Annotated in this window: 17 protein-coding genes and 1 pseudogene; 12 read left to right on the forward strand and 6 right to left on the reverse strand. The window is 68.1% G+C overall.

All coding sequences use genetic code 11. From position 1 onward, the window contains the following. The first annotated feature begins 38 nt into the window (after window positions 1-38). The 9 genes from DWG18_RS13605 to DWG18_RS13645 all read left to right on the forward strand — a co-directional run bounded on the left by DWG18_RS13605 (window position 39) and on the right by DWG18_RS13645 (window position 10,676). Complete coding sequence (locus tag DWG18_RS13605; RefSeq protein WP_115647692.1) at window positions 39-989, forward strand: ABC transporter ATP-binding protein; 951 nt, start codon at window positions 39-41, stop codon at window positions 987-989. A 32-nt stretch (window positions 990-1,021) separates the two neighbouring features. After that, window positions 1,022-1,822, forward strand: a complete 801-nt coding sequence (locus DWG18_RS13610) for an ABC transporter permease (RefSeq protein WP_115647693.1) — start codon at window positions 1,022-1,024, stop codon at window positions 1,820-1,822. 80 nt (window positions 1,823-1,902) lie between these two features. Then, complete coding sequence (locus DWG18_RS13615) at window positions 1,903-2,586, forward strand: YIP1 family protein (RefSeq protein WP_115647694.1); 684 nt, start codon at window positions 1,903-1,905, stop codon at window positions 2,584-2,586. A 7-nt stretch (window positions 2,587-2,593) separates the two neighbouring features. After that, window positions 2,594-3,853 carry an efflux RND transporter periplasmic adaptor subunit gene (locus DWG18_RS13620; RefSeq protein ID WP_115647695.1) on the forward strand — a complete coding sequence of 420 codons (1,260 nt, stop codon included), beginning with the start codon at window positions 2,594-2,596 and terminating at the stop codon, window positions 3,851-3,853. Then, window positions 3,850-4,548: an ABC transporter ATP-binding protein gene (locus tag DWG18_RS13625; RefSeq protein WP_205289360.1), complete on the forward strand. Its 699-nt coding sequence runs from the start codon at window positions 3,850-3,852 to the stop codon at window positions 4,546-4,548. The genes DWG18_RS13620 and DWG18_RS13625 overlap by 4 nt, the downstream gene beginning before the upstream one ends. Further along, on the forward strand, window positions 4,548-5,768 hold the full coding sequence (locus tag DWG18_RS13630; RefSeq protein WP_115647696.1) for an ABC transporter permease: 1,221 nt from the start codon (window positions 4,548-4,550) through the stop codon (window positions 5,766-5,768). The genes DWG18_RS13625 and DWG18_RS13630 overlap by 1 nt, the downstream gene beginning before the upstream one ends. Before the next feature lie 65 nt (window positions 5,769-5,833). After that, the gene (locus tag DWG18_RS13635) at window positions 5,834-6,196 is read left to right on the forward strand and encodes a hypothetical protein (RefSeq protein ID WP_115647697.1); all 363 of its coding nucleotides are present in this window, start codon (window positions 5,834-5,836) and stop codon (window positions 6,194-6,196) included. Between the two features lie 236 nt (window positions 6,197-6,432). After that, entirely contained in the window at window positions 6,433-7,596 is a 1,164-nt protein-coding gene (locus tag DWG18_RS13640; protein WP_115647698.1) for an efflux RND transporter periplasmic adaptor subunit, read from the forward strand. After that, window positions 7,593-10,676, forward strand: coding sequence for an efflux RND transporter permease subunit (locus DWG18_RS13645; protein WP_240318536.1), 3,084 nt, complete (start codon window positions 7,593-7,595; stop codon window positions 10,674-10,676). The genes DWG18_RS13640 and DWG18_RS13645 overlap by 4 nt, the downstream gene beginning before the upstream one ends. Before the next feature lie 9 nt (window positions 10,677-10,685). Here DWG18_RS13645 and DWG18_RS13650 read toward each other — a convergent pair whose 3' ends face one another. Continuing rightward, the gene (locus DWG18_RS13650) at window positions 10,686-11,477 is read right to left on the reverse strand and encodes a TatD family hydrolase (RefSeq protein ID WP_115647699.1); all 792 of its coding nucleotides are present in this window, start codon (window positions 11,475-11,477) and stop codon (window positions 10,686-10,688) included. Window positions 11,478-11,601: 124 nt separating this feature from the next. On the opposite strand from DWG18_RS13650, the gene hrpB reads away from it, so the two are divergent. Beyond that, window positions 11,602-14,112, forward strand: coding sequence for an ATP-dependent helicase HrpB (hrpB, locus tag DWG18_RS13655; protein ID WP_115647700.1), 2,511 nt, complete (start codon window positions 11,602-11,604; stop codon window positions 14,110-14,112). 220 nt (window positions 14,113-14,332) lie between these two features. Here hrpB and DWG18_RS13660 read toward each other — a convergent pair whose 3' ends face one another. Then, complete coding sequence (locus DWG18_RS13660) at window positions 14,333-15,004, reverse strand: Fe2+-dependent dioxygenase (RefSeq protein WP_115647701.1); 672 nt, start codon at window positions 15,002-15,004, stop codon at window positions 14,333-14,335. 119 nt (window positions 15,005-15,123) lie between these two features. On the opposite strand from DWG18_RS13660, the gene DWG18_RS13665 reads away from it, so the two are divergent. Continuing rightward, entirely contained in the window at window positions 15,124-15,525 is a 402-nt protein-coding gene (locus tag DWG18_RS13665; RefSeq protein ID WP_205289361.1) for a hypothetical protein, read from the forward strand. 144 nt (window positions 15,526-15,669) lie between these two features. On the opposite strand, the gene DWG18_RS13670 is transcribed toward DWG18_RS13665, so the two are convergent. The 3 genes and pseudogenes from DWG18_RS13670 to DWG18_RS13680 form a co-directional block, all read right to left on the reverse strand. Further along, a complete protein-coding gene (locus DWG18_RS13670) occupies window positions 15,670-16,755 on the reverse strand; it encodes a hybrid sensor histidine kinase/response regulator (RefSeq protein WP_115647702.1) in 1,086 nt (361 codons plus the stop codon). A gap of 121 nt (window positions 16,756-16,876) precedes the next feature. Continuing rightward, a complete protein-coding gene (locus DWG18_RS13675) occupies window positions 16,877-17,413 on the reverse strand; it encodes a pseudouridine synthase (RefSeq protein WP_115648198.1) in 537 nt (178 codons plus the stop codon). A 45-nt stretch (window positions 17,414-17,458) separates the two neighbouring features. Next, window positions 17,459-18,205, reverse strand: a pseudogene (locus tag DWG18_RS13680) (methyltransferase); the annotation flags it as partial. A 233-nt stretch (window positions 18,206-18,438) separates the two neighbouring features. On the opposite strand from DWG18_RS13680, the gene DWG18_RS13685 reads away from it, so the two are divergent. Further along, the gene (locus DWG18_RS13685) at window positions 18,439-18,627 is read left to right on the forward strand and encodes a hypothetical protein (RefSeq protein ID WP_162823862.1); all 189 of its coding nucleotides are present in this window, start codon (window positions 18,439-18,441) and stop codon (window positions 18,625-18,627) included. A gap of 48 nt (window positions 18,628-18,675) precedes the next feature. Here the strand turns inward: DWG18_RS13685 and DWG18_RS13690 are convergent, their stop codons facing one another. Further along, complete coding sequence (locus DWG18_RS13690; protein ID WP_115647705.1) at window positions 18,676-20,904, reverse strand: NADP-dependent isocitrate dehydrogenase; 2,229 nt, start codon at window positions 20,902-20,904, stop codon at window positions 18,676-18,678. Window positions 20,905-21,039: the final 135 nt, after the last annotated feature.

Below are 21,039 nucleotides of genomic sequence, written 5' to 3' on the forward strand. Positions count from 1 at the left end.
CTGCCTATACTACCGGCATCGCCGTTCGACCCCCTGACATGGCCGCAACCGTTTCGACCGCCGCGCTGTCCGTGCGCGAGCTGCGCAAGACCTACGACAACCGCGTCGAAGCGCTCAAGGGCGTCTCGCTGGACGTGCAGCCGGGCGACTTCTTCGCGCTGCTCGGCCCGAACGGCGCCGGCAAGTCGACGCTGATCGGCATCGTCAGCTCGCTGGTGAACCTGACCTCCGGCGCCGTGGACGTCTTCGGCATCGACCTCACGCGCGATCGCGCGGCGGCGATGCGGCAGATCGGCCTGGTGCCGCAGGAAATCAACTTCAACATGTTCGAGAAGCCGATCGACATCCTCGTGAACTACGCCGGTTTCTACGGCGTGCCGCGCGAGGAGGCGCTCAAGCGCGCGGAGGTCGAACTGCGCCGCTCGCAGCTGTGGGAGAAGGCGAACGTCATGAGCCGCACGCTGTCGGGCGGCATGAAGCGTCGCCTGATGATCGCGCGGGCGATGATGACGCAGCCCCGGCTGCTGATCCTCGACGAACCCACCGCGGGCGTCGACATCGAGATCCGTCGCGGCATGTGGAAGACGCTGCGCGAGATCAACGCGCAGGGCACCACCATCATCCTCACCACGCACTACCTCGAGGAAGCGGAAAGCCTGTGCCGCAACGTCGCCATCATCGATCGCGGCCTGATCGTCGCGCAGGGTTCGATGAAGGCGCTGCTGTCCAAGCTCGACGTCGAAGGTTTCGTGCTCGACATCGACGGCGTGCTGCCGGGTGCGTTGCCGCAGGTGGAGAACACCACGATGGTCGCCACCGACGACCACACGCTCGACGTCGAGATGCCGCGCGCGATGGATCTCAATCGGGTGTTCGCTGCGCTCGACGCCAGCGGCATTCGTGTGCGCTCCATGCGCACCAAGTCCAACCGCCTCGAAGAACTGTTCGTGCGACTCACCGGCGAGAACGCCGGCACCGCCGCGGTCTGATCGTCGAACGTCACGCTTTCACGGAACCATCGATGTCCACCACGCCCGCCACCGTCCAGACGCCGCCTTCGGGCCACCTCATCGCGCTCGGCACGATCGTGCGTCGGGAGGTGCACCGCATCCTGCGCATCTGGGGCCAGACGCTGGTGCCGCCGGCGATCACGATGACGCTGTACTTCCTGATCTTCGGCGGACTGATCGGTTCGCGCGTCGGCCAGATGGACGGCATCAAGTACATGGACTTCATCGTGCCGGGCCTGGTGATGATGTCGATCATCCAGAACAGCTACGGCAACATCTCGTCGAGCTTCTTCGGCGCGAAGTTCGGCCGCCATGTCGAAGAGCTGCTGGTCAGCCCGATGCCGAACTGGGTGATCCTCACCGGTTATGTCGCCGGCGCCGTGCTGCGCGGGCTGATGGTGGGCGCGATCGTGCTGATCATCGCGATGTTCTTCACCCACGTGCGCGTGCCGCACCCGTTCGTCACGTTCACCACCGTGCTGCTCGGCGCGACCATCTTCGCGCTCGCCGGCTTCGTGAACGCGGTGTACGCGAAGAAGTTCGACGACATCGCGATCGTGCCGACCTTCATCCTCACCCCGCTCACGTACCTCGGCGGCGTGTTCTATTCGGTCAAGCTGCTGCCGACGTGGGCCGAAGCGGCGACACACCTGAATCCGATCTTCTACATGGTCAACGCGTTCCGTTACGGCCTGCTCGACCGCAGCGACGTGCCGCTCGCGGTCGCCTACGGTCTGATGCTCGCGTTCGTCGCGGTGCTGGCGTCGCTGGGCCTGTGGCTGCTCAAGCGCGGCGTCGGCCTGCGCAGTTGAAGATGTGACCTCCGGCCCATTGCGATGGGGATCGCAGGGGTCCACAGTCCGCGCCACCTAAGTCCGGGGAGGGACATGGAATGGCCAAGCTCGTCGATATTTTCCTGCAGCCGTCGAAGGTGTTCGCCGAAGAGCGCGAGCGCCCGACGTTTCTCGTGCCGTGGTTGGTGCTCGCGGCGCTCGCCGTGGCGTTGAGCCTCGCCTACTTCATGCGCGTGGATGCCGCGTGGTACGCGGACCACATGTTCGACGCCAAGCGCGCGAGCATGACGGCGAAGGAGATGGCGCAGGCGAAAGCCATGATGCCGGGCACGCGCGTGATGGCGATCTTCGGTGCCGTGCTGGGCCCGGTCGCGGTCGCGTTGATCTTCGCGTTGATCGGCCTCTACTACTGGCTGGCCTCGAAGATCACGGGCGCAGGCCTCGGCTTCAAGCACGGCGTGAGCCTCACCGCGTGGTCGGCGATGCCGGGCGCGCTGGGCTCGGTGGTCGGACTCGTCGGTGCGCTCACGATGACCGGACAGGCCACGATGGAGTCGCTGATGCTGACCCACGTCGATCCGTTGCTGATCGACACGACCGGTTCGCATTGGCAGAAGCTCGCCCAGAGCCTCGACCTGCTGTCGCTGTGGTCGCTGTTCCTCGCCGCACTCGGCTGGCGCACGTTCACCCGCGCGTCGTGGGGCAAGTCGATCCTGATCGCGGTGCTGCCGTATGTCGTCCTCTACGGCGTGATGGCGGCGGTCGCGGTGGCCTTCGGCTGAGACGTTGATGAAACCGAATACCAAGAAGGCACTGGCCGGCGGGCTGGTGGTCGCGGTCCTCGTGCTGCCGTTCGCGCTGCGCGGCATGCGCGGTGAACACGGCACGCCGGTGCAGATGCAGCCGGCGGCGGCGCGCGCAGTGCGTCCAACCATCCTCGCCTCCGGCACGTTGGCCTACGGCACCGAGGTGAACCTCACCTCGGAAGTCGTCGCCAAGGTCGATCGCATCCTCGTCGCGGAAGGCGACACGGTGCAGAAGGGCCAGCTGCTGCTGACGCTGGATCCGAAGATCTACCGCAACGCGATCGACCGCGAATCCGCCGGGCGACGCCAGGGCACGATCGACATCTCGCGCCAGCGCGCCACGCTGCAGCTGCGCGCCGCGCAGTACGCGCGTGCGCAGAAGCTCGCGTCGCAGCAGCTGATCGATCGCAATTCGCTGGAAGAGGCACGCCTCGCCCTCGAACAGGCCCGCGCCGAGCTCGCGACCAGTACGCAGAGCCTGCAGCGCCAGCAGGCAGTGCTCGGCGACGCCTACGAGCAGCTGTCGAAGACCGAGATCCGCGCGCCGATTTCCGGCCGCATTGTCGACCTGCCGATCAAGGTCGGTGAAACCGCGATCCCGTCGACGAACGCCCTCGCCGGCGCCAAGCTGATGAAGATCGCCGACGTCTCCGCGCTCACTGCGGAGCTCAAGGTCGACGAGGCCGACATCGGCCAGGTGTCGATCGGCCAGGCGGTCGACGTCTACCCTGCCGCGTATCCCGATACCGCGCTGCACGGCCGCGTCGACAAGATCGCGCTCGCCCCGACGGTCGAAGGCCAGGCGCGTGCGTACAAGGTGACCGTGTCGCTCACGCTGCCGGGCTCGCTCAATCCGCGTTCGGGCATGAGTGCGCGTGCGGACATCTATCTCGGCGACGGCCGTCCGCAGCTCGCGGTGCCGGTCGAAGCGGTGATGGACGACGGCGACGAACTCGCGGCCGCCGCGGCCGAAGGCGACAGCAATGCGCCGAAGCACGAAGAGGCGAAGGCGACCGTCGCCAAGACCTACGTCTGGATCGAGCGCGACGGCCGCGCGCGCAAGCAGTCGGTGAAGACCGGCGTGGCCGACGATCGCTGGCAGGTCATCGCGTCCGGCTTGAAGTCGGGCGACAAGGTCATCGTCGGCCCGGCCAAGACGCTGCGCACGCTGCACGACGGCGATCGCGTGAGCGAGAAGAGCGCGAAGGAGCTCGAAGCCGCGAAGGACGGCGACGCGAAGTGATCGAGCTCGCCGGCATCGTCAAGCGCTACACGATGGGCGAAGAGACGGTGCACGCCCTGCGCGGCGTCGATCTCTCCATCGGTCGCAACGAATACGTCGCGCTGACCGGGCCGTCGGGTTCAGGCAAGTCCACGCTGATGAACCTGCTGGGCTGCCTCGACTCGCCGAGCGAAGGTCATTACATGCTCAACGGTCGCGACGTCGCCGGCATGGCCGACGACGAGCTCGCGCACGTGCGCAATCGCGAAATCGGTTTCGTATTCCAGAGCTTCCATCTGCTGCCGCGTCACAGCGTGCTGCAAAACGTCATGCAGCCGCTGGTGTATCGCGGCCTGCCGCGTGCCGAGCGCGTGCGTCGCGCCACCGACGCGCTGACGAAGGTCGGGCTCGGCAACCGTCTCGATCATCGGCCCAACCAGCTGTCCGGCGGCCAGCGCCAGCGCGTCGCGGTGGCGCGTGCACTGGTCGGCGAGCCGTCGCTGCTGCTCGCCGACGAACCTACCGGCAATCTCGATTCGCAGACCTCCGCCGAGATCATGGCGCTGTTCGATGCGCTGCATGCGCAGGGGCAGACCGTCGTCGTCGTCACGCACGAACCCGACATCGCCGCGCACTGCCATCGCGTGCTGCGCGTGTTCGACGGCCGCATCGTCGAAGACACGACCAACCCGCCGCGCGACAAGGCGGTGCACTGATGCAGGCCTATCTCGAGGCGTTCCGCGCCGCGCTGTCGAGCCTGTCCGCGCACCGCATGCGCAGCTTCCTGACCACGCTCGGCATCCTCATCGGCACCGCCAGCGTCATTGCCGTCGTGTCGCTGGTGCAGGGCTTCTCGGCCTCGATCAGCAACCAGTTCGCGGATCTCGGCGGCAATACGCTGAGCGTGGAAGCGCAGAACGACAACGACAACTTCCGCACCGGCAAGATCAACACGCTCACCGCCGAAGACGTCGACGCCCTGCGTTATCGCGTCACCGGCATCCAGGACGTCGCGCCGACCCTGGTCGTGCCGGGCGGCCTTGCCGGCTACCGCGGCCGCAGCAGCCAGCCGCAGGTGATCGGCACCACCGCCGCGTTCCAGCAGGTGCGCTCGCGTTTCCCGCAGGTCGGTCGCTTCCTCGTGCCGGTGGACGATGCGGGGCGTCGCCATGTCGCGGTGATCGGCACCAAGGTGCGCGAGGAACTGCACCTGCCGGCGAACCCGGTCGGCCAGTACATCAAGCTCGGCGGCGACTGGTTCAAGGTCGTCGGCATGATGGAGCCCAAGGGCGAAGTCTTCGGCTTCAGCCAGGACAACTACGTCGTGATTCCGTTCGAAGTCGCGCGCGGCATGAACGGCAACACGATCGAACCGATGATCGGCGTGTCGTTCACCGTGCGTCGCATCGAGGAACTCGACGGCGTGCGCGAACGCGCGCGGCGTGCGCTGCGCGCCAGCCGCGGGCTCAAGCCCGGAACGGACGACGACTTCAAGATCGAAGCGGCGAGTTCGGTAAAGGATCAGCTGGCGAAGATCACGTCGACGGCCACCGCCGTGCTCGGCGGCATCGTCGGCATTTCACTGCTGGTCGGCGGCATCGGCATCATGAACATCATGCTGGTGTCGGTGACCGAGCGGACGCGCGAGATCGGCATCCTCAAGGCACTGGGCGCGACGCGCCGCGACATCCTCGTGCAGTTCCTGCTCGAAGCCGCGCTGCTCGCACTGCTCGGCGGCGTCATCGGCATCGTGCTCGGCTACGCCGCGGGCGCGGGCATCGCGATGATGATTCCGAACTTCCCGCCGGCGAGCGTGCCGCTGTGGGTGGTGCTGGTGGCTGCGGGTTTCTCGGCGCTGGTCGGCGTGGTGTTCGGCCTGATGCCGGCGTCGAAAGCGGCCGGTCTCGATCCGATCGAGGCGCTCCGTTACGAGTGATGGCGTGACGGGGCGGTTCAAATACGCCCCGCTACACTGCCGCGCCCGCCTGCAGGACGTCGCTCATGCGCCGCATCACTCTCGCCGTTCCTCTGCTCGTCGCCACGTTCGCCGCGTCGGCCGCGAACCCGCCGCCGATGAGCGCGGCGCAGGTGATCCAGCTGACTGCCGCGGGCGCGGTCGCGGCCGGCAACTGCGCGAAGGGCAACATCGCCGAGCATCGCCGCAATGCGCATGAGGCGGCGAAGCAGATGCTCACCGCACAGCACAAGCTGCCCAAGGACTTCGACGCGCAGTTCGCGCGCGCCTACGACGCGGAAGCGAAGTACATGAAGGCGAAGTCCGCGAGCGAGCGCCAGGCCGTATGCGCACGACTGGAAGCGCAGGGCGTGCACTTCAACGCGACGCCGCCCAAGAAGAAGCACTGATTCCGCGCGTCTTGAATGGAAGGCTGGGTCTCGTAACGCCCGGTCTTCGCGCAGTTGCAGTCCGAGGCCCGCCGCGAAACCGGTGGGCGTCGTTCGTTATGGACGCGTATTTGCGGGAATTTCGCCGCTGAAACCGCACGTGGGTGGACGCCACCCCACGTCGTGGGCATGCGCACATCGCCCTGCACATACCGACCCGTATCCTTGGCGGCCTCGACCCTATCCGCCGCCTCCGAATGCGCCTCACGACGCTCCACGCCTGCGCCCTGCTCGTCCTCGCCACGCTCGCGCTCGGCGCCTGCAGCAAGAAGGACGACGCCAAGCCCGCCGACGCCGCGCCCGCAATGGCGGTGACCGTCGTGCCCGCGCGCGCGCAGGAGATCCCGCGCGAGATCCGCGTGTCGGGCCCCGTGGCCGCGCGCGAGGAGATGCAGCTCGGCGTCGAGGTGAGCGGCCTGCGCGTCACCGGCCTGTATGTCGACGTCGGTGATTTCGTGCGACGCGGCCAGGTGCTGCTCGATCTCGACGCGCGCTCCCTGCAGAGCGAACTCGAACAGGCGCAGGCGAGCTATCGCGAAGCGCAGGCCGCGGCGTCACTCGCGCAGGCGAACCTGCGTCGCGCCGAACCGTTGGTGGCGCAGAAATACATTTCGGCCGGACAGGTCGACGAATTGCGCGCCGCACGTGATCAGGCGAACGCGCGCGTCGCCACCGTGCGTGCGCAGCTCGACGCCGCCAGGCTGCGGCGCAGCTACGCGGAACTGCGCGCGCCGGACGACGGCATCGTCAGCAGGCGCGCGGTGCAGCCGGGCCAGATCGTCGCATCGGGTACTGAACTGATCGGTCTGATCCGCGATGGTCGCCTTGAATGGCGCGCGGATCTCGCCGACACCGAACTGGCTGCGGTGAACGTCGGTGACGCGGTGATGGTGCGCGCGCCGGACGGCCACGACGTCGAAGGCGAAGTGCGCGCGGTGCCGCCCGGTGTCGATCCGGCCACGCGCACGGGCACGGTCTACGTCGACCTGCCGGAACCCGAAGGCCTGCGCACCGGCGCGTATCTGCCGGGACGCATCCTCGTCGGCAACGCGCAGGCGCTGGTCGTACCGGCGACGGCCATCGTGCAACGCGACGGCAACCCGTACGTGTTCACCGTCGACGCCAAGGGCGTCGCGCATCGTGTGCGTGTGCGCACGGGCACGACGTCGAATGGCGTGGTCGAGATCCTCGACGGCCTCGCGAGCAGTGCGCAGGTGGTTGACCAGGGCGCGGGCTTCCTCGGTGATGGGGACAAGGTGCGCGTCGTGCCTGCGGTCACCACGACGTCGGCGACGCCGGTCGCGACGGCGCCATCCACCACGCCCGCGCGCGCCGCGTCGGAGTCGGACGCCGCGCCATGATCAACATCTCCGCGTGGGCCATCCGTCGGCCGCTGCCGGCGCTGATGATCTTCTTCGTGCTGTGCGTCGCCGGCCTCTGGGGCTTCTGGAAGCTGCCGGTCGCGCGCTTTCCCGATATCACTCCACCGTTCGTCATCGTGACGGTCAGCGAGCCGGGCGCGTCACCGAGCCAGCTGGAAACGGAAGTTACGCGCAGGGTCGAGGATCAGGTGGCGACACTTATCGGTGTCAAGCGCGTTACCTCGACCGTGGCCGAAGGCGTGAGCACCACCACGATCGAATTGCGCCTCGACGCCGACGTCAACGCGGCACTGGACGACGCGCGCGCAGCGGTAAGCCGCATTCGCGCCGATCTCCCACAGGACATTCAAGAACCGATCGTCACCAAAGTGACGATGTTCGGCGGCGCGCTGATCACCTACGCCGTGCAGTCCGACCGCATGGGCACCGACGAGCTGTCGTGGTTCGTCGATCGCGACGTCACGCGCACGCTGTTCGGCGTGCCGGGCGTCGCGCAGGTCGCACGCCAGGGCGGTGTCGACCGCATGGTGCGCATCGATCTCGATCCCGACGCGCTCCAGGCATACGGCACCACCGCGGGCGCGGTGAACGCGCAGCTCGCGCGTTCGCAGGTGGAACGCCCGAGCGGCAAGGCGGAAGTCGGCGCGAGTCAGCAGGTACTGCGCACCATCGCGACGGTGCAGGACGCGAAGCAACTCAAGGATTTCGCCATCACGTTGCCGGACGGTCGCGGCGTGCGCCTCGGCACATTGGCGCGCATCAGTGACGCGACCGCCGACCCGACGCAGGTCGCACTGCTCGATGGCAGGCCGGTCGTCGCGTTCTCGGTGTCGCGCACGCGCGGCTCCAGCGAGCTGGAAGTCGCCGACGGTGTGAAGGCCGCGCTGGACCAGCTCGCGAAGAAGAACCCGGGCATGCGCTTCCAGATGGTGACGTCGACCGTCGGCGAAACCGAGCGTTCGTATCACTCGTCCATGGAGATGCTGGTGGAGGGCTCGCTGCTGGCGCTCGCCGTCGTCTGGCTGTTCCTGCGCGACTTCCGTGCGACCTGGATCTCCGCCATCGCGCTGCCGCTGTCGATCATCCCGACCTTCGCGGTGATGTACTGGCTGGGCTTCTCGCTCAACATCATCACGCTGCTCGCGCTCAGCGTCGTCGTCGGCATCCTGGTCGACGATGCGATCGTCGAGATCGAGAACATCGTGCGCCACCTGCGCATGGGCAAGACGCCGCTCGAAGCCGCACGCGAGGCGGCGGACGAGATCGGCATTGCGGTGATCGCGACGTCGATGACGCTGGCTGCGGTATTCGTACCGGTCGCGTTCATGCCGGGCATCGCCGGCAAGTTCTTCCGCGAATTCGGTTGGACTGCGGCGACGGCGGTGCTGTTCTCGCTGCTGGTGGCACGCCTGCTCACGCCGATGATCGCGGCGTACCAGCTGAAGTCGCATGGTGAAGAGGAAAAGGAAGGGCCGCTGATGCGGCGCTACCTGCATCTCGTCGACGCGGCGCTGCGGCATCGCTGGATCACGCTGGCCATCTCGACGCTGTTCTTCATCGGCTCGCTCGCGCTTGTCCCGCTGATCCCGACCACGTTCATTCCGTTCACCGACATCGGCCGCAGCAATCTCCAGCTGGAACTGCCACCGGGTACGCGTCTCGAGCAGACCACTCGCGTTGCCGAACTCGCGCGCGCCAAGCTGCGCGCGATTCCGGAACTCAAGCAGGTCTATACGACCGTGGGCAGCGTGCTCGACGTCGGCGATCCCAACAAGACCGGCGTCGGTGAACCGCGCAAGGCCACACTCGTGCTCGACTGGGGCAATGCGAAGGATCGCGACCGCGACCAGAAAGTGCTCGAACGCGAAGCCCGTACGCAGCTGGCGGATCTCCCCGGCGTGCGCCTGTCGTACATCTCCAACGAGCCGGGCGAGAACCTGATGCTGGTGCTCGCCGGCGATGACCCGCAGCGCCTGCAGGACGCGTCGATCACGCTCGAACGCGAACTGCATACGATCAAGGGCCTGGGCAGCATCAGCTCGTCGGCCTCGCTGCTGCGCCCCGAGATCGAGATCCGTCCCGACCCGCAACGCGCGGCCGATCTGGGCGTGTCGACCGCCGATATCGCCGAAGCGGCACGCATCGCCACCAGCGGCGACTACACGCAGCGACTCGCCAAGTTGAACCTGCCGGAGCGGCAGATCCCGATTCGTGTCGGCTTCTCCGAACAGACGCTTCGCGATCCGGCGTTGATTGGGCAGCTGCGCGTGCCCGGTCGCAACGGCCCCGTGCCCCTCGCGGCCGTCGCCGACATCGAACCCGGCAGCGGCCCCTCGGTGATCTCGCGCTACCAGCGTCAGCGCAACGTCACGTTCACCGCCGAACTCAATGGACGCCCGCTCGGCGACGTCATGAAGGAAGTCGACCAGCTGCCGACGGTGAAGAATCCGCCGGCGGGGCTCAGCTTCATCAACACCGGCGACGCCGAAGTCTTCGTCGAACTGTTCACTGGTTTCGCGCTCGCGATGATCGCCGGCATCGCCTGCATCTACATGGTGCTGCTGCTGCTGTTCAACCACGCACTGCAACCGCTGACCATCCTCACCGCGGTGCCGCTGTGCGCCGGCGGTGCATTCGGCGCGCTGCTGCTCACGCACAACCTGCTGTCGCTGCCGGCACTGATCGGCCTTCTGATGCTGATCGGCATCGCCACCAAGAACTCCATCCTGCTGGTCGACTACGCGGTGATGGCCGAGGACGAACACGGCCTGACCCAGCACGACGCGCTGGTCGACGCCTGCCGCAAGCGCGCGCGACCGGTGCTGATGACGACGATCGCGATGGGCGCCGGCATGCTGCCGATCGCGCTGGGCCTGTCGGGCGATTCGAGCTTCCGTCGCCCGATGGCGGTGGCAGTGATCGGCGGCCTGATCACCTCGACGCTGCTGTCGCTGGTGGTGATTCCCGCCGCGTACACGGTGGTCGACGATCTGGGCGGCTGGCTGCGCCGCAAGCTGCGTCGCGGCGCGCCTGCGCACGCGGTGGCCGAGAACGGCTGACGCGCGTCGTCAGCCCGGGAGGCGGAAGAACTCGCGCGCGACCTGCGTCGTCATCGCGGCCACCGCCTCGACCGTCTCGCCGCGATCCCGCGCGAGTTCCTCGACGATGTGCGCGAGGAACGCCGGTTCGTTGCGACGGTCTTTCGGCGTCGGTCGCAGCGTGCGCGGCAGAAGGTAGGGCGCATCGGTTTCGATCATCAGGCGGTTCGCCGGCAGGTGCGGCACGATCTCGCGCAGATGCTGGCCGCGGCGTTCGTCGCAGAGCCAGCCGGTGATGCCGATATGCCAGTCGCGGTCGAGGTAGGCGAAGGCTTCCTGGCGCGTGCCGGTGAAGCAGTGCACCACTGCCGGGCCGACGCGGCCCTCGAAGTTCTTCATGATCGCGACGAAGTCGTCGTGCGCGTCGCGCTGGTGCAGGAACAGCGGCTTGCCGGTGTCGACCGCCGTCTGCAGCTGCATCTCGAATGCGCGGCGCTGCGCGGGGCGTGGCGAAAAGTCGCGGAAGTAGTCGAGGCCGCATTCGCCAACGGCCACCACTTCGTCATGCGCCAGCAGCGCGCGCATCTCGGCGTCGCACTCGGCCGTGTATTCGACCGCATGGTGCGGATGCACGCCGGCGGTCGCGAACAGTACGCTCGGATGCGCCTGCGCGAGTTCCAGCGCCTGCGGCGAATGCTCGCGGCTCGCGCCCGTCACGACCATCTGCACGACGCCCGCGTGGCGCGCGCGTTCGAGCACCGCGTCGCGGTCGCGATCGAACGAGTCGTGGGTCAGGTTGGCGCCGATGTCGATGAGCTGCACGTCGGGGGCTCGCGGAAAGGCTGCATAGGATAGCGAGCGGCGCGGCAACGCCGCTGCGACGGGCCGACACGCACTCGAAACCTTGGCGTGCAGGCCTTGCGCGTCGACGCTCTATCCTTGGCGCGTGAATCGCCCCGCCTTTCCCATCGATCCCCTGCTACCGCGCATCCGCGAGTCGCTCGCGGCGCATCCGCGCCTGGTGCTCGAAGCGCCGCCCGGCGCCGGCAAGACCACGCAGGTGCCGCCGGCGCTGCTCGACGCGCCGTGGCTCGATGGCCGCAGGATCCTGATGCTGGAACCCCGCCGCGTCGCCGCGCGCGCCGCGGCGATGTTCATGGCGAAAAGCCGCGGCGAAGAGGTCGGCGGCACGATCGGCTATCGCATCCGCTTCGAAAACCGCGTCTCCAGCGCAACACGGATCGAGGTCGTCACCGAAGGCATCCTGACGCGCATGATCCAGGACGATCCGATGCTCGAGGGCGTCGGCGCGATCCTGTTCGACGAATTCCACGAACGCCACATGGCCGCCGACCTCGGCCTCGCGCTCGCGCTCGATGTGCAGTCCCAACTGCGCGACGACCTGCGCATCGTAGTGATGTCGGCGACGCTCGACGGCGAGCGGTTGGCGCACTTCCTCGATGCACCGCGCCTGTCGAGCGAAGGTCGCAGCTATCCCGTCGACGTCGCGCATTTTCCGGCGCGACGCGAGGAGAAGAGTGAGCACCAGGTGCGCCGCGCGATCGAGCACGCCTTGGCGACGCACCCGGGCGACGTGCTGGTATTTCTGCCCGGCCAGCGCGAAATCGCGCGCGTGCAGCAGCTGGTCGAACACGTCGACGCGGAGGTGCTCACGCTGCACGGCGAGTTGCCGGTCGAACAGCAGACGCGCGTGCTGCAGCTGGCGACCGACGGCCGACGCCGTGTGGTGCTCGCGACCAACGTCGCCGAGTCCAGCGTCACCCTGCCCGGCGTGCGTGTGGTCATCGATACCGGGCTGGCGCGCGAGCCGCGCTTCGATCCGGTCAGCGGGTTCTCGCGCCTCGACGTCGTCGCGATCGCGCAGGCGTCCGCCGATCAACGCGCCGGTCGCGCGGGACGTGTGGCGGATGGCTGGGCATATCGCCTGTGGCCACAGTCGCAGCGGTTGGAGCCACAGCGCCGCCCCGAAATCGCGCAGGTCGACCTGTCCGCACTCGCGCTGGAACTCGCGCTGTGGGGTGGCGATGACCTGCGTTTTCCCGATGCACCACCGTCGGGCACGTTCAATGCCGCTCGCGATCTATTGCGTCGTCTGGGTGCGCTCGACGGCACCGCGGTGACTTCGCTGGGCAAGCGCATGCTCGCGCTCGGCACGCATCCGCGTCTCGCCGCGATGTTGCTGGCGCCACGCGATCCTCGCGAACAGGCGATCGCCTGCGACCTCGCGGCGTTGATCGAAGCGCGCGATCCGTTGCGTGTATCACCGGGCCGGCCGCGCAGCGATGCGCTCGCCGACCGCTGGCAGGCCCTCGCGGCGTTTCGCAGCGGCCGAGTGCCCGCGGACGCGTCGCGCAGCGGACTCGCGCAGATCGACCAGGCGGCGAAGCAATGGCGACGGCGCCTGCGTCTCGAGGCCGCACCGCCATCGCACGTGGCCCCGCATCTGCTCGGCGACGTGCTGCTGCATGCATTTCCGGACCGCATCGCGCGCCAGCATCCGACCGACGCGCTGCGCTACCAGCTCGCCACCGGCCGCACCGTGCGTCTATTCGACGAATCCCTGCTGCGCGGCGAGCCGTGGCTCGTCGTCAACGAGCTGCGCGACGAGATGCGCGATGCCCGCATCCTGCAGGCGGCGCCGCTCGATGAAGCGCGGCTCGAACGCGATTTTCCGTCGCGTTTCGTCAGTGAGGATCGCGTGGTCTGGGACGCGAACACGCGCGGGATTGCCGCGGTGCGCGAGCGCCGCTTCGATCGCATCGTGCTCGAGTCGAAGCCGCTGCCGAAGCCGGATCCCGCGCGCTATGCAGACGCACTGGTGGACGCGGTGCGCCAGCTCGGCCTCGACGCGCTGCCGTGGACCGATTCGCTGCGGCAGTGGCGCGCTCGCGTGCGGGGTATTCGCACATGGATGCCCGCGCTTGTCGACGCACTGCCCGATCTTTCCGACGACGCATTGCTCGCGTCGCTCGACACGTGGCTGAAGCCCGTGCTCACCGGCAAGACGCGATTGGATGCATTGAGCGAGCAGGACCTCGGCGAAGCGCTGAAGTCCGCGGTCGACTGGTCGACACGCCAACGTATCGATGCACTCGCACCGGTGCGTATCGCCGTGCCGTCCGGCATGGAACGCGCGATCACCTACGCCACGGATATCGACGGCACACCACAGTCACCGGTGCTCGCGGTGAAGCTGCAGGAACTGTTCGGCCTTGCCGATACGCCGCGCATCGCCGAAGGCCGCGTCCCGCTCACCCTGCACCTGCTGTCGCCTGCGGGCCGTCCGCTGCAGGTCACGCAGGACCTGGCCGGCTTCTGGGAACGCACCTACCCGGAAGTGAAGAAGGAAATGAAAGGCCGCTATCCGAAACATCCGTGGCCGGACGATCCCTGGACCGCGACGGCGACGCACCGGGCGAAGCCGCGCGGCACCTGAGCCGCGGCGAGCCTTACGTAGCGACCGACACGTTCGATGCGGGCAGTGGCACGATTTATCCGCTGCGGTGGCGACGTGTCAGCACGAGCTTGCGCGCACGCGATGCGCGTATCGTTCGCGACGCCGAGCGGGTCGCGCAGACGCGCGTATCGTTCGCGACGCCGAGCGGGTCGCGCAGACGCGCGTTCCGACGCCGGCACGCGCGACGTTCTCGATCAGATCAGGTGTCCGCCCACATGCGGAACAGGTTCGAGCGCACCGCCGCCAGAAGTACCTCGATGCGCGCCGCGTCGCCGGGCCCGCCGCGTGACATCAGCGCGCGCGCCTCCTCGATCTGCACCAGGATGTCGCGACGTGCGCTGTCGGCGATCCAGCTCTGCAGCCAGGTGATCGCCGCGATGCGCACGCCGCGCGTGACCGGCGCGACCTGGTGGATCGTGGTTGACGGATAGATCAGCGCGGAGCCCGCCGACAGCTTGTACGCGAGCTCCTGTTCGCCCAGCTGCATGGTGAGTTCGCCGCCGTCGTAGTCGGCGGGATCGCTGAGAAAGACCGTGCACGAGATGTCGCTGCGCATCGGCGGTGTCGACGGAAACAGCGCTTCGTCGACGTGCCAGCCGTAGGTCATGCCGGGCTCGTAGCGCACCACTGTCGTGCGCGCCATCTGCTTGGGCAGCATCAGTCGACGCGCGTCCGGATGACGGCCCAGCGCGTCGCGAACGAGTTGCGCGATGCGCTCGTTGGCGGCGTCGCCCTGCGGTGCCTGCAGGTTGCGCTTCACGCCCGACTCGGGATTGGTCATGCGGCCGTCCGCGAGCGTGACCTGCGGCAGCCACTCACGCACCTGTGCGAGTTCCGACGGCGTCAGGACATCGGGCAGCGTGCGGATCATGGTGCGGTCTCCTGTCGAGCGCGCATCTTCGGCGTTCAGCCGCCGGTCGGCAATCGCTCACATTGTTTCGACGAAATCGCGACAACACTGTCGCTCGATTCCCCGCAGGACTGCCGCCCATGAGCACGCTGGACCGTCTCCCCTCCCGCATGTTGGACCTCGCCAGCCAGGCCGGCGATCACCTGAGTCACCTCGGCCCGCGCGCGAGCGAATGGCTCGATGCTGGCGCCAAGCTCGGTGCCCTCAAGACGGCGTCGAAGGTCGGCGTCAAAGTCGTCCGCCGCAATCCGGTGATCTTCGGTGCCGCGCTCGCCGGTGCGGGCCTGCTCTGGTACGCGGCGCGCCGCCGTGCCAAGCGTGCCGAGAACGGCAATGGCGACGCGATCGAAGGTCGCTCGCGCCGCATCGAGACGCGCAGCGGCGACGAGGACAGCACGCCCCGTACGCGCACCCAGCGCCGCACGAGCACGCGTCGCACGTCGCCGAGCCGCGCGCGCCGCGAATCGCGCACGGAACACTGAGTCAGCGAAGGGTCGGCCCGGGCCGACGAGCGATGCCGCCGGTTTCGGCGGCATCGTTGTTTCTGCGCGTGGGCAACTGCCGCTTGTTCGCGGCGAGCGCTGCGGTGCGGTAACGAGGGAACGCGCCGCGACGGCGCCGGGTGATCAGCCGACCTGCGGCAGTTCGATCACGAAACGCGCACCGCCGTTCTTGCGGTCTTCGTACCAGAGCTGGCCGCCGGCCTGCTGGATGATCTGCTTCGCCAGCGACAGCCCGAGGCCCGACGAAATGCCGTCATCGCCTTCGTGCAGGCGCACGAACGGCTTGAACAGTTCGCGTTGCTTCGCCGCCGGAATCCCGGGGCCGCGGTCTTCGACCACCAACTGCCAGTAGCCGGGGGCGCCCGGTCGCGCGGCGATGGTGAGTTCACTGTCCGGCGCGTACTTCATCGCGTTGGTGACGAGGTTCTCGCTGACCTGGCGCAACACGCGTTCGTCGATGCGCACCTGCACGTCGGTCGCGGGGCGCTGCACGTTGACGCGGATGCCGCGCGCTTCCAGCTGGTATTCGTAGCGCTGCACCAGCCAGTCGATGGTCGCGGTGAGCGGCGCGCTCAAGTCGGTCGCGGCTTCGTCGCGGCGCCCGGTGCTTTCGAGGTACTGGCGGATGTAGCCGAGCGCGTCGGTCGCGCTCTCGTGGATCATCGTCATGTAGCGCGGCACGCGCTCGGGTTTCGTCGCGCCGGTGATCAGCATTTCGCTGGCGAACAGCACCGACGACAGCGGGTTCTTCAGATCGTGCGCGACGAGGTTGACGAGTTCCTGCCGTTCGCGCGCCACACGCTCGAGCCGATCGCGCGTGAGCTTGAGACCCACGTGCGCGGACACCCGCGCAAGCAGCTCTTCCGGAAGAAACGGCTTGGTGACGTAGTCGACCGCGCCGGCGTCGAACGCGCGCAACAGCAGATCGCGATCCTGCGCGGCGGTGACGAAGACGACGGGAAGGCTCGGCGGCGCGGCACCCGCGCGCATTTCCTCCATCACCTGGAAGCCGTCCATGCCCGGCATCATCATGTCGAGCAACACGAGATCCGGCGGTTCGGTCTCGCAGATCTCCAGCGCCTTCGGGCCGCTGTCCGCGGTGACGACCTGGTAGCCCTGGCGCGACAGCAGCATGCCGACGACACGAAGGTTCGCCGGTTGGTCGTCGACGACCAGGATTCTCGCGGCAGTGCCGGTATTACTGACCATTCGTCCTCGCGGGAGCGCGCCGCTCCGTGGCGCGTTCAGGAGCCAACGACGTTAACAGACGGTTGCGCTTTATGCCGCGCAACCTATTCAGGTTTGGTGAACGGTTACAGCGGCTGCGCATTCAGTCGACGCGGCGCCACGCACCGGGGGCGAGTCCATCCAGCCGGTGCGCGCCGATTGCGACGCGCACCAGTCGCAGCGTCGGCAGTCCCAACGCCGCCGTCATGCGCCGCACCTGCCGGTTGCGACCTTCGCGGATGACGATCTCCAGCCATGCATCCGGCACGGTCTTGCGAAAGCGCACCGGCGGATCGCGCGGCCACAGCGCGGGTTCATCGATGCGGCGCGCCTCGGCGGGGAGTGTGGGCCCGTCGTTCAGCGCGACCCCGCGACGCAGGGCGTCCAGCTGCGCCGGCTGCGGATCACCTTCGACCTGCACCCAGTAGGTCTTGGGCTGCTTGTGGCGCGGGTCGGTGAGCCGGTGCGCGAGGCCGCCGTCGTCCGTCAGCAGCAACAGGCCTTCGCTGTCGTGATCGAGCCGGCCTGCTGCGTACACATCGGGCGGCAGTCCGAAGCCGGCGAGGGTGGGCCGTGGCGGCGTACTGCGGTCGGTGAACTGGCACAGCACGCCGTAGGGCTTGTTGAATGCGATCAGCACGTCGCGCACCCCGCGCGTGCCGACCTCCCGCGTCGCAACGTTCGATCAGGCACGCGGCTTCACGAAGCGCAGGGTCATGCGGTCGCTCTCGCCGATCGCCTTGTACTTCGCATCGTCCTTCGGGTCGTGCTGGTTGGTCGGCGGCAGCGTCCACACACCGCCGGGGTAGTCCTTGGTGTCCCGCGGATTGGCGTTGATCTCGCTCTTGCCGTCCAGCACGAAGCCCGCGGCCTTGGCCATCGCGATCACCTGCGCCTGGCCGACGTAGCCGGACTTGTCCGCATCGGTGACGTCCGCCTTCGCGCGGTGTTCGACCACGCCGAGCACGCCGCCCGGCTTCAGCACGCTGTAGAAACCCTTGAACATCTGCGGCGCCGTGCCGGCCATGCGCCAGTTGTGCACGTTGCGGAAGGTCAGTACGACGTCGGCGGAATTCGCGGGTCCGAACGACGGATTCTTCGGATCGAACGCGACGATCTTCGCGCGGTCGTAGTGCGCGGCGTCGGCGGCGAACTTCTGTTCGAGCACGTCGCGATTCTTCTGGTAGTAGTCGCGGTTCTTCTGCTCGGCCTGCGACGCCGGGTCGATCACCGCCGCGATGTACTGGCCGTTCTCGCGCAGGTACGGCGCGAGGATCTCGCTGTACCAGCCCGGCGACGGCGTGATCTCGATGACCGTCTGGTCGCCGCGCACCTTGAAGAAGCTCAGCGTCTGCTTGGGATGGCGGTAGACGTCGCGTGCGACGTTCTTGGGATCGCGCCAGGAGCCGGCGATCGCCTGGTCGAGGGCTGCGCCCATTCCGTTGGTGACCATCGACTTCGCCGCGGGCGGGGCGGCCCAGGCAACAGCGGCAGTGGACGCGAGGAGGGCGGCGAACAGGGTCGTGCGCATGGATCGCTCCGGCAGGGGGATGCGCGGAGCTTAACGGCATGCCGCGGCCGCCGCGGAACTGCAACGCGCGCGGCATCGCGGTGTCACACCGCGGCGCCAGCCTGTGCGCGTTCCCCGACACGGAGACCGCCGCCATGGAACTGTTCCGCGCACCCGGCATCGAGCCGCAGTCGCTGTCCGTCCTTCACTTCGGAACCCGCGGGTCCCGCCGCTACGGCTACCTGCGTGCGCTGCGCGAGCCCGATGCGCCAGCCGCGAACGACGCCGACGCGTTGCCCGCGCCGAGCGTCGACCAGGAGTTCGAGGAGTACTTTTTCGAGTGAGTCGGAGCAGGCCGGGCGACGCAGGGAAGGCGTCGCCCGGCCGGACGCTCAGCCGCGCAGGGCGTCGATCACCGCATTGAACGTCGCGCTCGGGCGCATCGCCTTCGACAGCTTGTCCATGTCCGGCTTGTAGTAGCCGCCGATGTCGACGGGGTGGCCCTGCACGTCGACCAGTTCCTTGAGGATCTGCGCCTCGCCCTCGGTCAGCGCCTTCGCCACCGGCGCGAAGCGCGCGGCGAGCTCGGCGTCCTGCGTCTGGTCGTCCAGCGCCTGCGCCCAGTACTGCGCCAGGTAGAAGTGGCTGCCGCGGTTGTCGAGCTCGCCGACCTTGCGCGCGGGCGAACGGTTGTTGTCGAGGATCTGCGCGTTCGCGCGGTCCAGCGCATCGGCGAGGATCTGTGCGCGCGGGTTCTTCGCGAAGTTCGCGAGGTGTTCCAGCGACGCCGCGAGCGCGAGGAATTCGCCCAGCGAATCCCAGCGAAGGTAGTTCTCCTCGACGAACTGCTGCACGTGCTTCGGTGCCGAACCGCCCGCGCCGGTCTCGAACAGGCCGCCGCCGGCCATCAGCGGGACGATCGACAGCATCTTCGCCGACGTGCCGAGTTCCATGATCGGGAACAGGTCGGTGAGGTAGTCGCGCAGCACGTTGCCGGTGACCGAAATCGTGTCCTGGCCGTTGCGGATGCGCTCCAGCGAGAGCTTCATCGCCTCGACCGGCGACAGGATGCGGATGTCGAGTCCCGAGGTGTCGAAGTCCTTGAGGTAACGCTCGACCTTCGCGATCAGCTGCGCGTCGTGCGCGCGGTTGGCGTCCAGCCAGAACACCGCCGGGGTGTTCGACAGGCGCGCACGCGACACCGCCAGGCCCACCCAGTCGCGGATCGGCGCGTCCTTGGTCTGGCACATGCGGAAGATGGCACCGGGTTCGACGGTCTGCGACAGCAGCACGTTGCCGTCGGCATCGACCACGCGCACGGTGCCGGCGGCGTCGAGCTGGAAGGTCTTGTCGTGCGAGCCGTATTCCTCGGCCTTCTGCGCCATCAGCCCGACGTTCGGCACCGAACCCATCGTCGCCGGATCGAACGCGCCGTTCGCCTTGCAGTCCTCGATCACCGCCTGGTAGATGCCGGCGTACGAGCGGTCGGGGATGATGGCCTTCGCGTCCTGCAGCTTGCCTTCCGCGTTCCACATGCCGCCGCTGTCGCGGATCATCGCCGGCATCGAGGCGTCGACGATGACGTCGCTCGGCACGTGCAGGTTGGTGATGCCCTTGTCGGAGTTCACCATCGCGACCGCCGGCCGGTTCGCGTAGACGGCGGCGATGTCGGCCTCGATCGCGGCGCGCGTCGCGTCGTCGAGCTGCGGCAGGCGCGCGTACAGGTCGCCGATGCCGTTGTTCGGGTTGAAGCCGATGCGCTCGAGTGCGGTCGCGTGCTTTTCGAGCGCCTCGCGATAGAAGCGCTTCACCGCGACTCCGAACAGGATCGGGTCGCTGACCTTCATCATCGTGGCCTTCAGGTGCAGCGAGAACAGCACGCCGTGCGCCTTCGCGTCGGCGATCTGCGCATCGATGAACGACGCGAGCTTGGACGTGCTGAGTGCCGCACTGTCGATCACTTCGCCGGCCTGCAGCTTCAGGGCGTCCTTGAGCACGCGCGTGGTGCCGTCGGCGCCGACGAACTCGATGCGCGCGGTGGTCGGCGCGTTGACCGTCGTCGACGTCTCGCTGCCGTAGAAGTCACCGCCGTCCATGTGCGCGACGTGCGACTTCGAGTCCTTCGACCACTTGCCCATGCGATGCGGATGCTTGCGCGCATACGCCTTCACCGACGCCGGCGCGCGGCGGTCGGAATTGCCTTCGCGCAGCACCGGGTTCACCGCCGAGCCCATCGCGCGGCCGTAGCGCGCCTTGATGTCGCGCTCGGCATCGGTCGACGGTTCGTCCGGATAGTCCGGCAGCGCGTAGCCCTTGCCCTGCAGTTCCTTGATCGCGGCCTTGAGCTGCGGCACCGAGGCCGAGATGTTCGGCAGCTTGATGATGTTCGCCTCGGGCGTCGTCGCGAGCTGGCCGAGTTCGGCGAGGTCGTCGCTCACTTTCCTGTCGCCGAGCATGTCGGGGAACTGCGCGAGGATGCGGCCGGCGAGTGAGATGTCGCGCGTCTCCACCGCGATGCCGGCGCTGCGCGCGAAACCTTCCACGATCGGCAGCAGCGAGGCCGTGGCGAGGAAGGGCGCTTCGTCGGTGAGCGTGTAGAGGATCTTCGGGGTGTTCGACATGGAGGCACTCGCGGGATCGGGCACGCGCGACGCGTGCGGAGGCGATGGGGCATCGCGGGACCGTGCATTGTCGCCTCCGCCGCCGGCGCGCGGCAAAAGCGGCGAAGGCATGTCGAGCGAACCGCCGCTGCCCGT

It is taken from the genome of Lysobacter sp. TY2-98 (genome assembly GCF_003367355.1).
In the GTDB taxonomy this organism is placed as follows: domain Bacteria; phylum Pseudomonadota; class Gammaproteobacteria; order Xanthomonadales; family Xanthomonadaceae; genus Cognatilysobacter.

What these genes read in the sequence shown, in the direction of transcription:
- DWG18_RS13605 (WP_115647692.1), top strand. Translation starts at nt 39, where the DNA reads ATGGCCGCAACCGTTTCGACCGCCGCGCTGTCCGTGCGCGAGCTGCGC.
- DWG18_RS13610 (WP_115647693.1), top strand. Translation starts at nt 1,022, where the DNA reads ATGTCCACCACGCCCGCCACCGTCCAGACGCCGCCTTCGGGCCACCTC.
- DWG18_RS13615 (WP_115647694.1), top strand. Translation starts at nt 1,903, where the DNA reads ATGGCCAAGCTCGTCGATATTTTCCTGCAGCCGTCGAAGGTGTTCGCC.
- DWG18_RS13620 (WP_115647695.1), top strand. Translation starts at nt 2,594, where the DNA reads ATGAAACCGAATACCAAGAAGGCACTGGCCGGCGGGCTGGTGGTCGCG.
- DWG18_RS13630 (WP_115647696.1), top strand. Translation starts at nt 4,548, where the DNA reads ATGCAGGCCTATCTCGAGGCGTTCCGCGCCGCGCTGTCGAGCCTGTCC.
- DWG18_RS13635 (WP_115647697.1), top strand. Translation starts at nt 5,834, where the DNA reads ATGCGCCGCATCACTCTCGCCGTTCCTCTGCTCGTCGCCACGTTCGCC.
- DWG18_RS13640 (WP_115647698.1), top strand. Translation starts at nt 6,433, where the DNA reads ATGCGCCTCACGACGCTCCACGCCTGCGCCCTGCTCGTCCTCGCCACG.
- DWG18_RS13645 (WP_240318536.1), top strand. Translation starts at nt 7,593, where the DNA reads ATGATCAACATCTCCGCGTGGGCCATCCGTCGGCCGCTGCCGGCGCTG.
- DWG18_RS13660 (WP_115647701.1), bottom strand. Translation starts at nt 15,004, where the DNA reads ATGATCCGCACGCTGCCCGATGTCCTGACGCCGTCGGAACTCGCACAG.
- DWG18_RS13665 (WP_205289361.1), top strand. Translation starts at nt 15,124, where the DNA reads ATGAGCACGCTGGACCGTCTCCCCTCCCGCATGTTGGACCTCGCCAGC.
- DWG18_RS13670 (WP_115647702.1), bottom strand. Translation starts at nt 16,755, where the DNA reads ATGGTCAGTAATACCGGCACTGCCGCGAGAATCCTGGTCGTCGACGAC.
- DWG18_RS13685 (WP_162823862.1), top strand. Translation starts at nt 18,439, where the DNA reads ATGGAACTGTTCCGCGCACCCGGCATCGAGCCGCAGTCGCTGTCCGTC.
- DWG18_RS13690 (WP_115647705.1), bottom strand. Translation starts at nt 20,904, where the DNA reads ATGTCGAACACCCCGAAGATCCTCTACACGCTCACCGACGAAGCGCCC.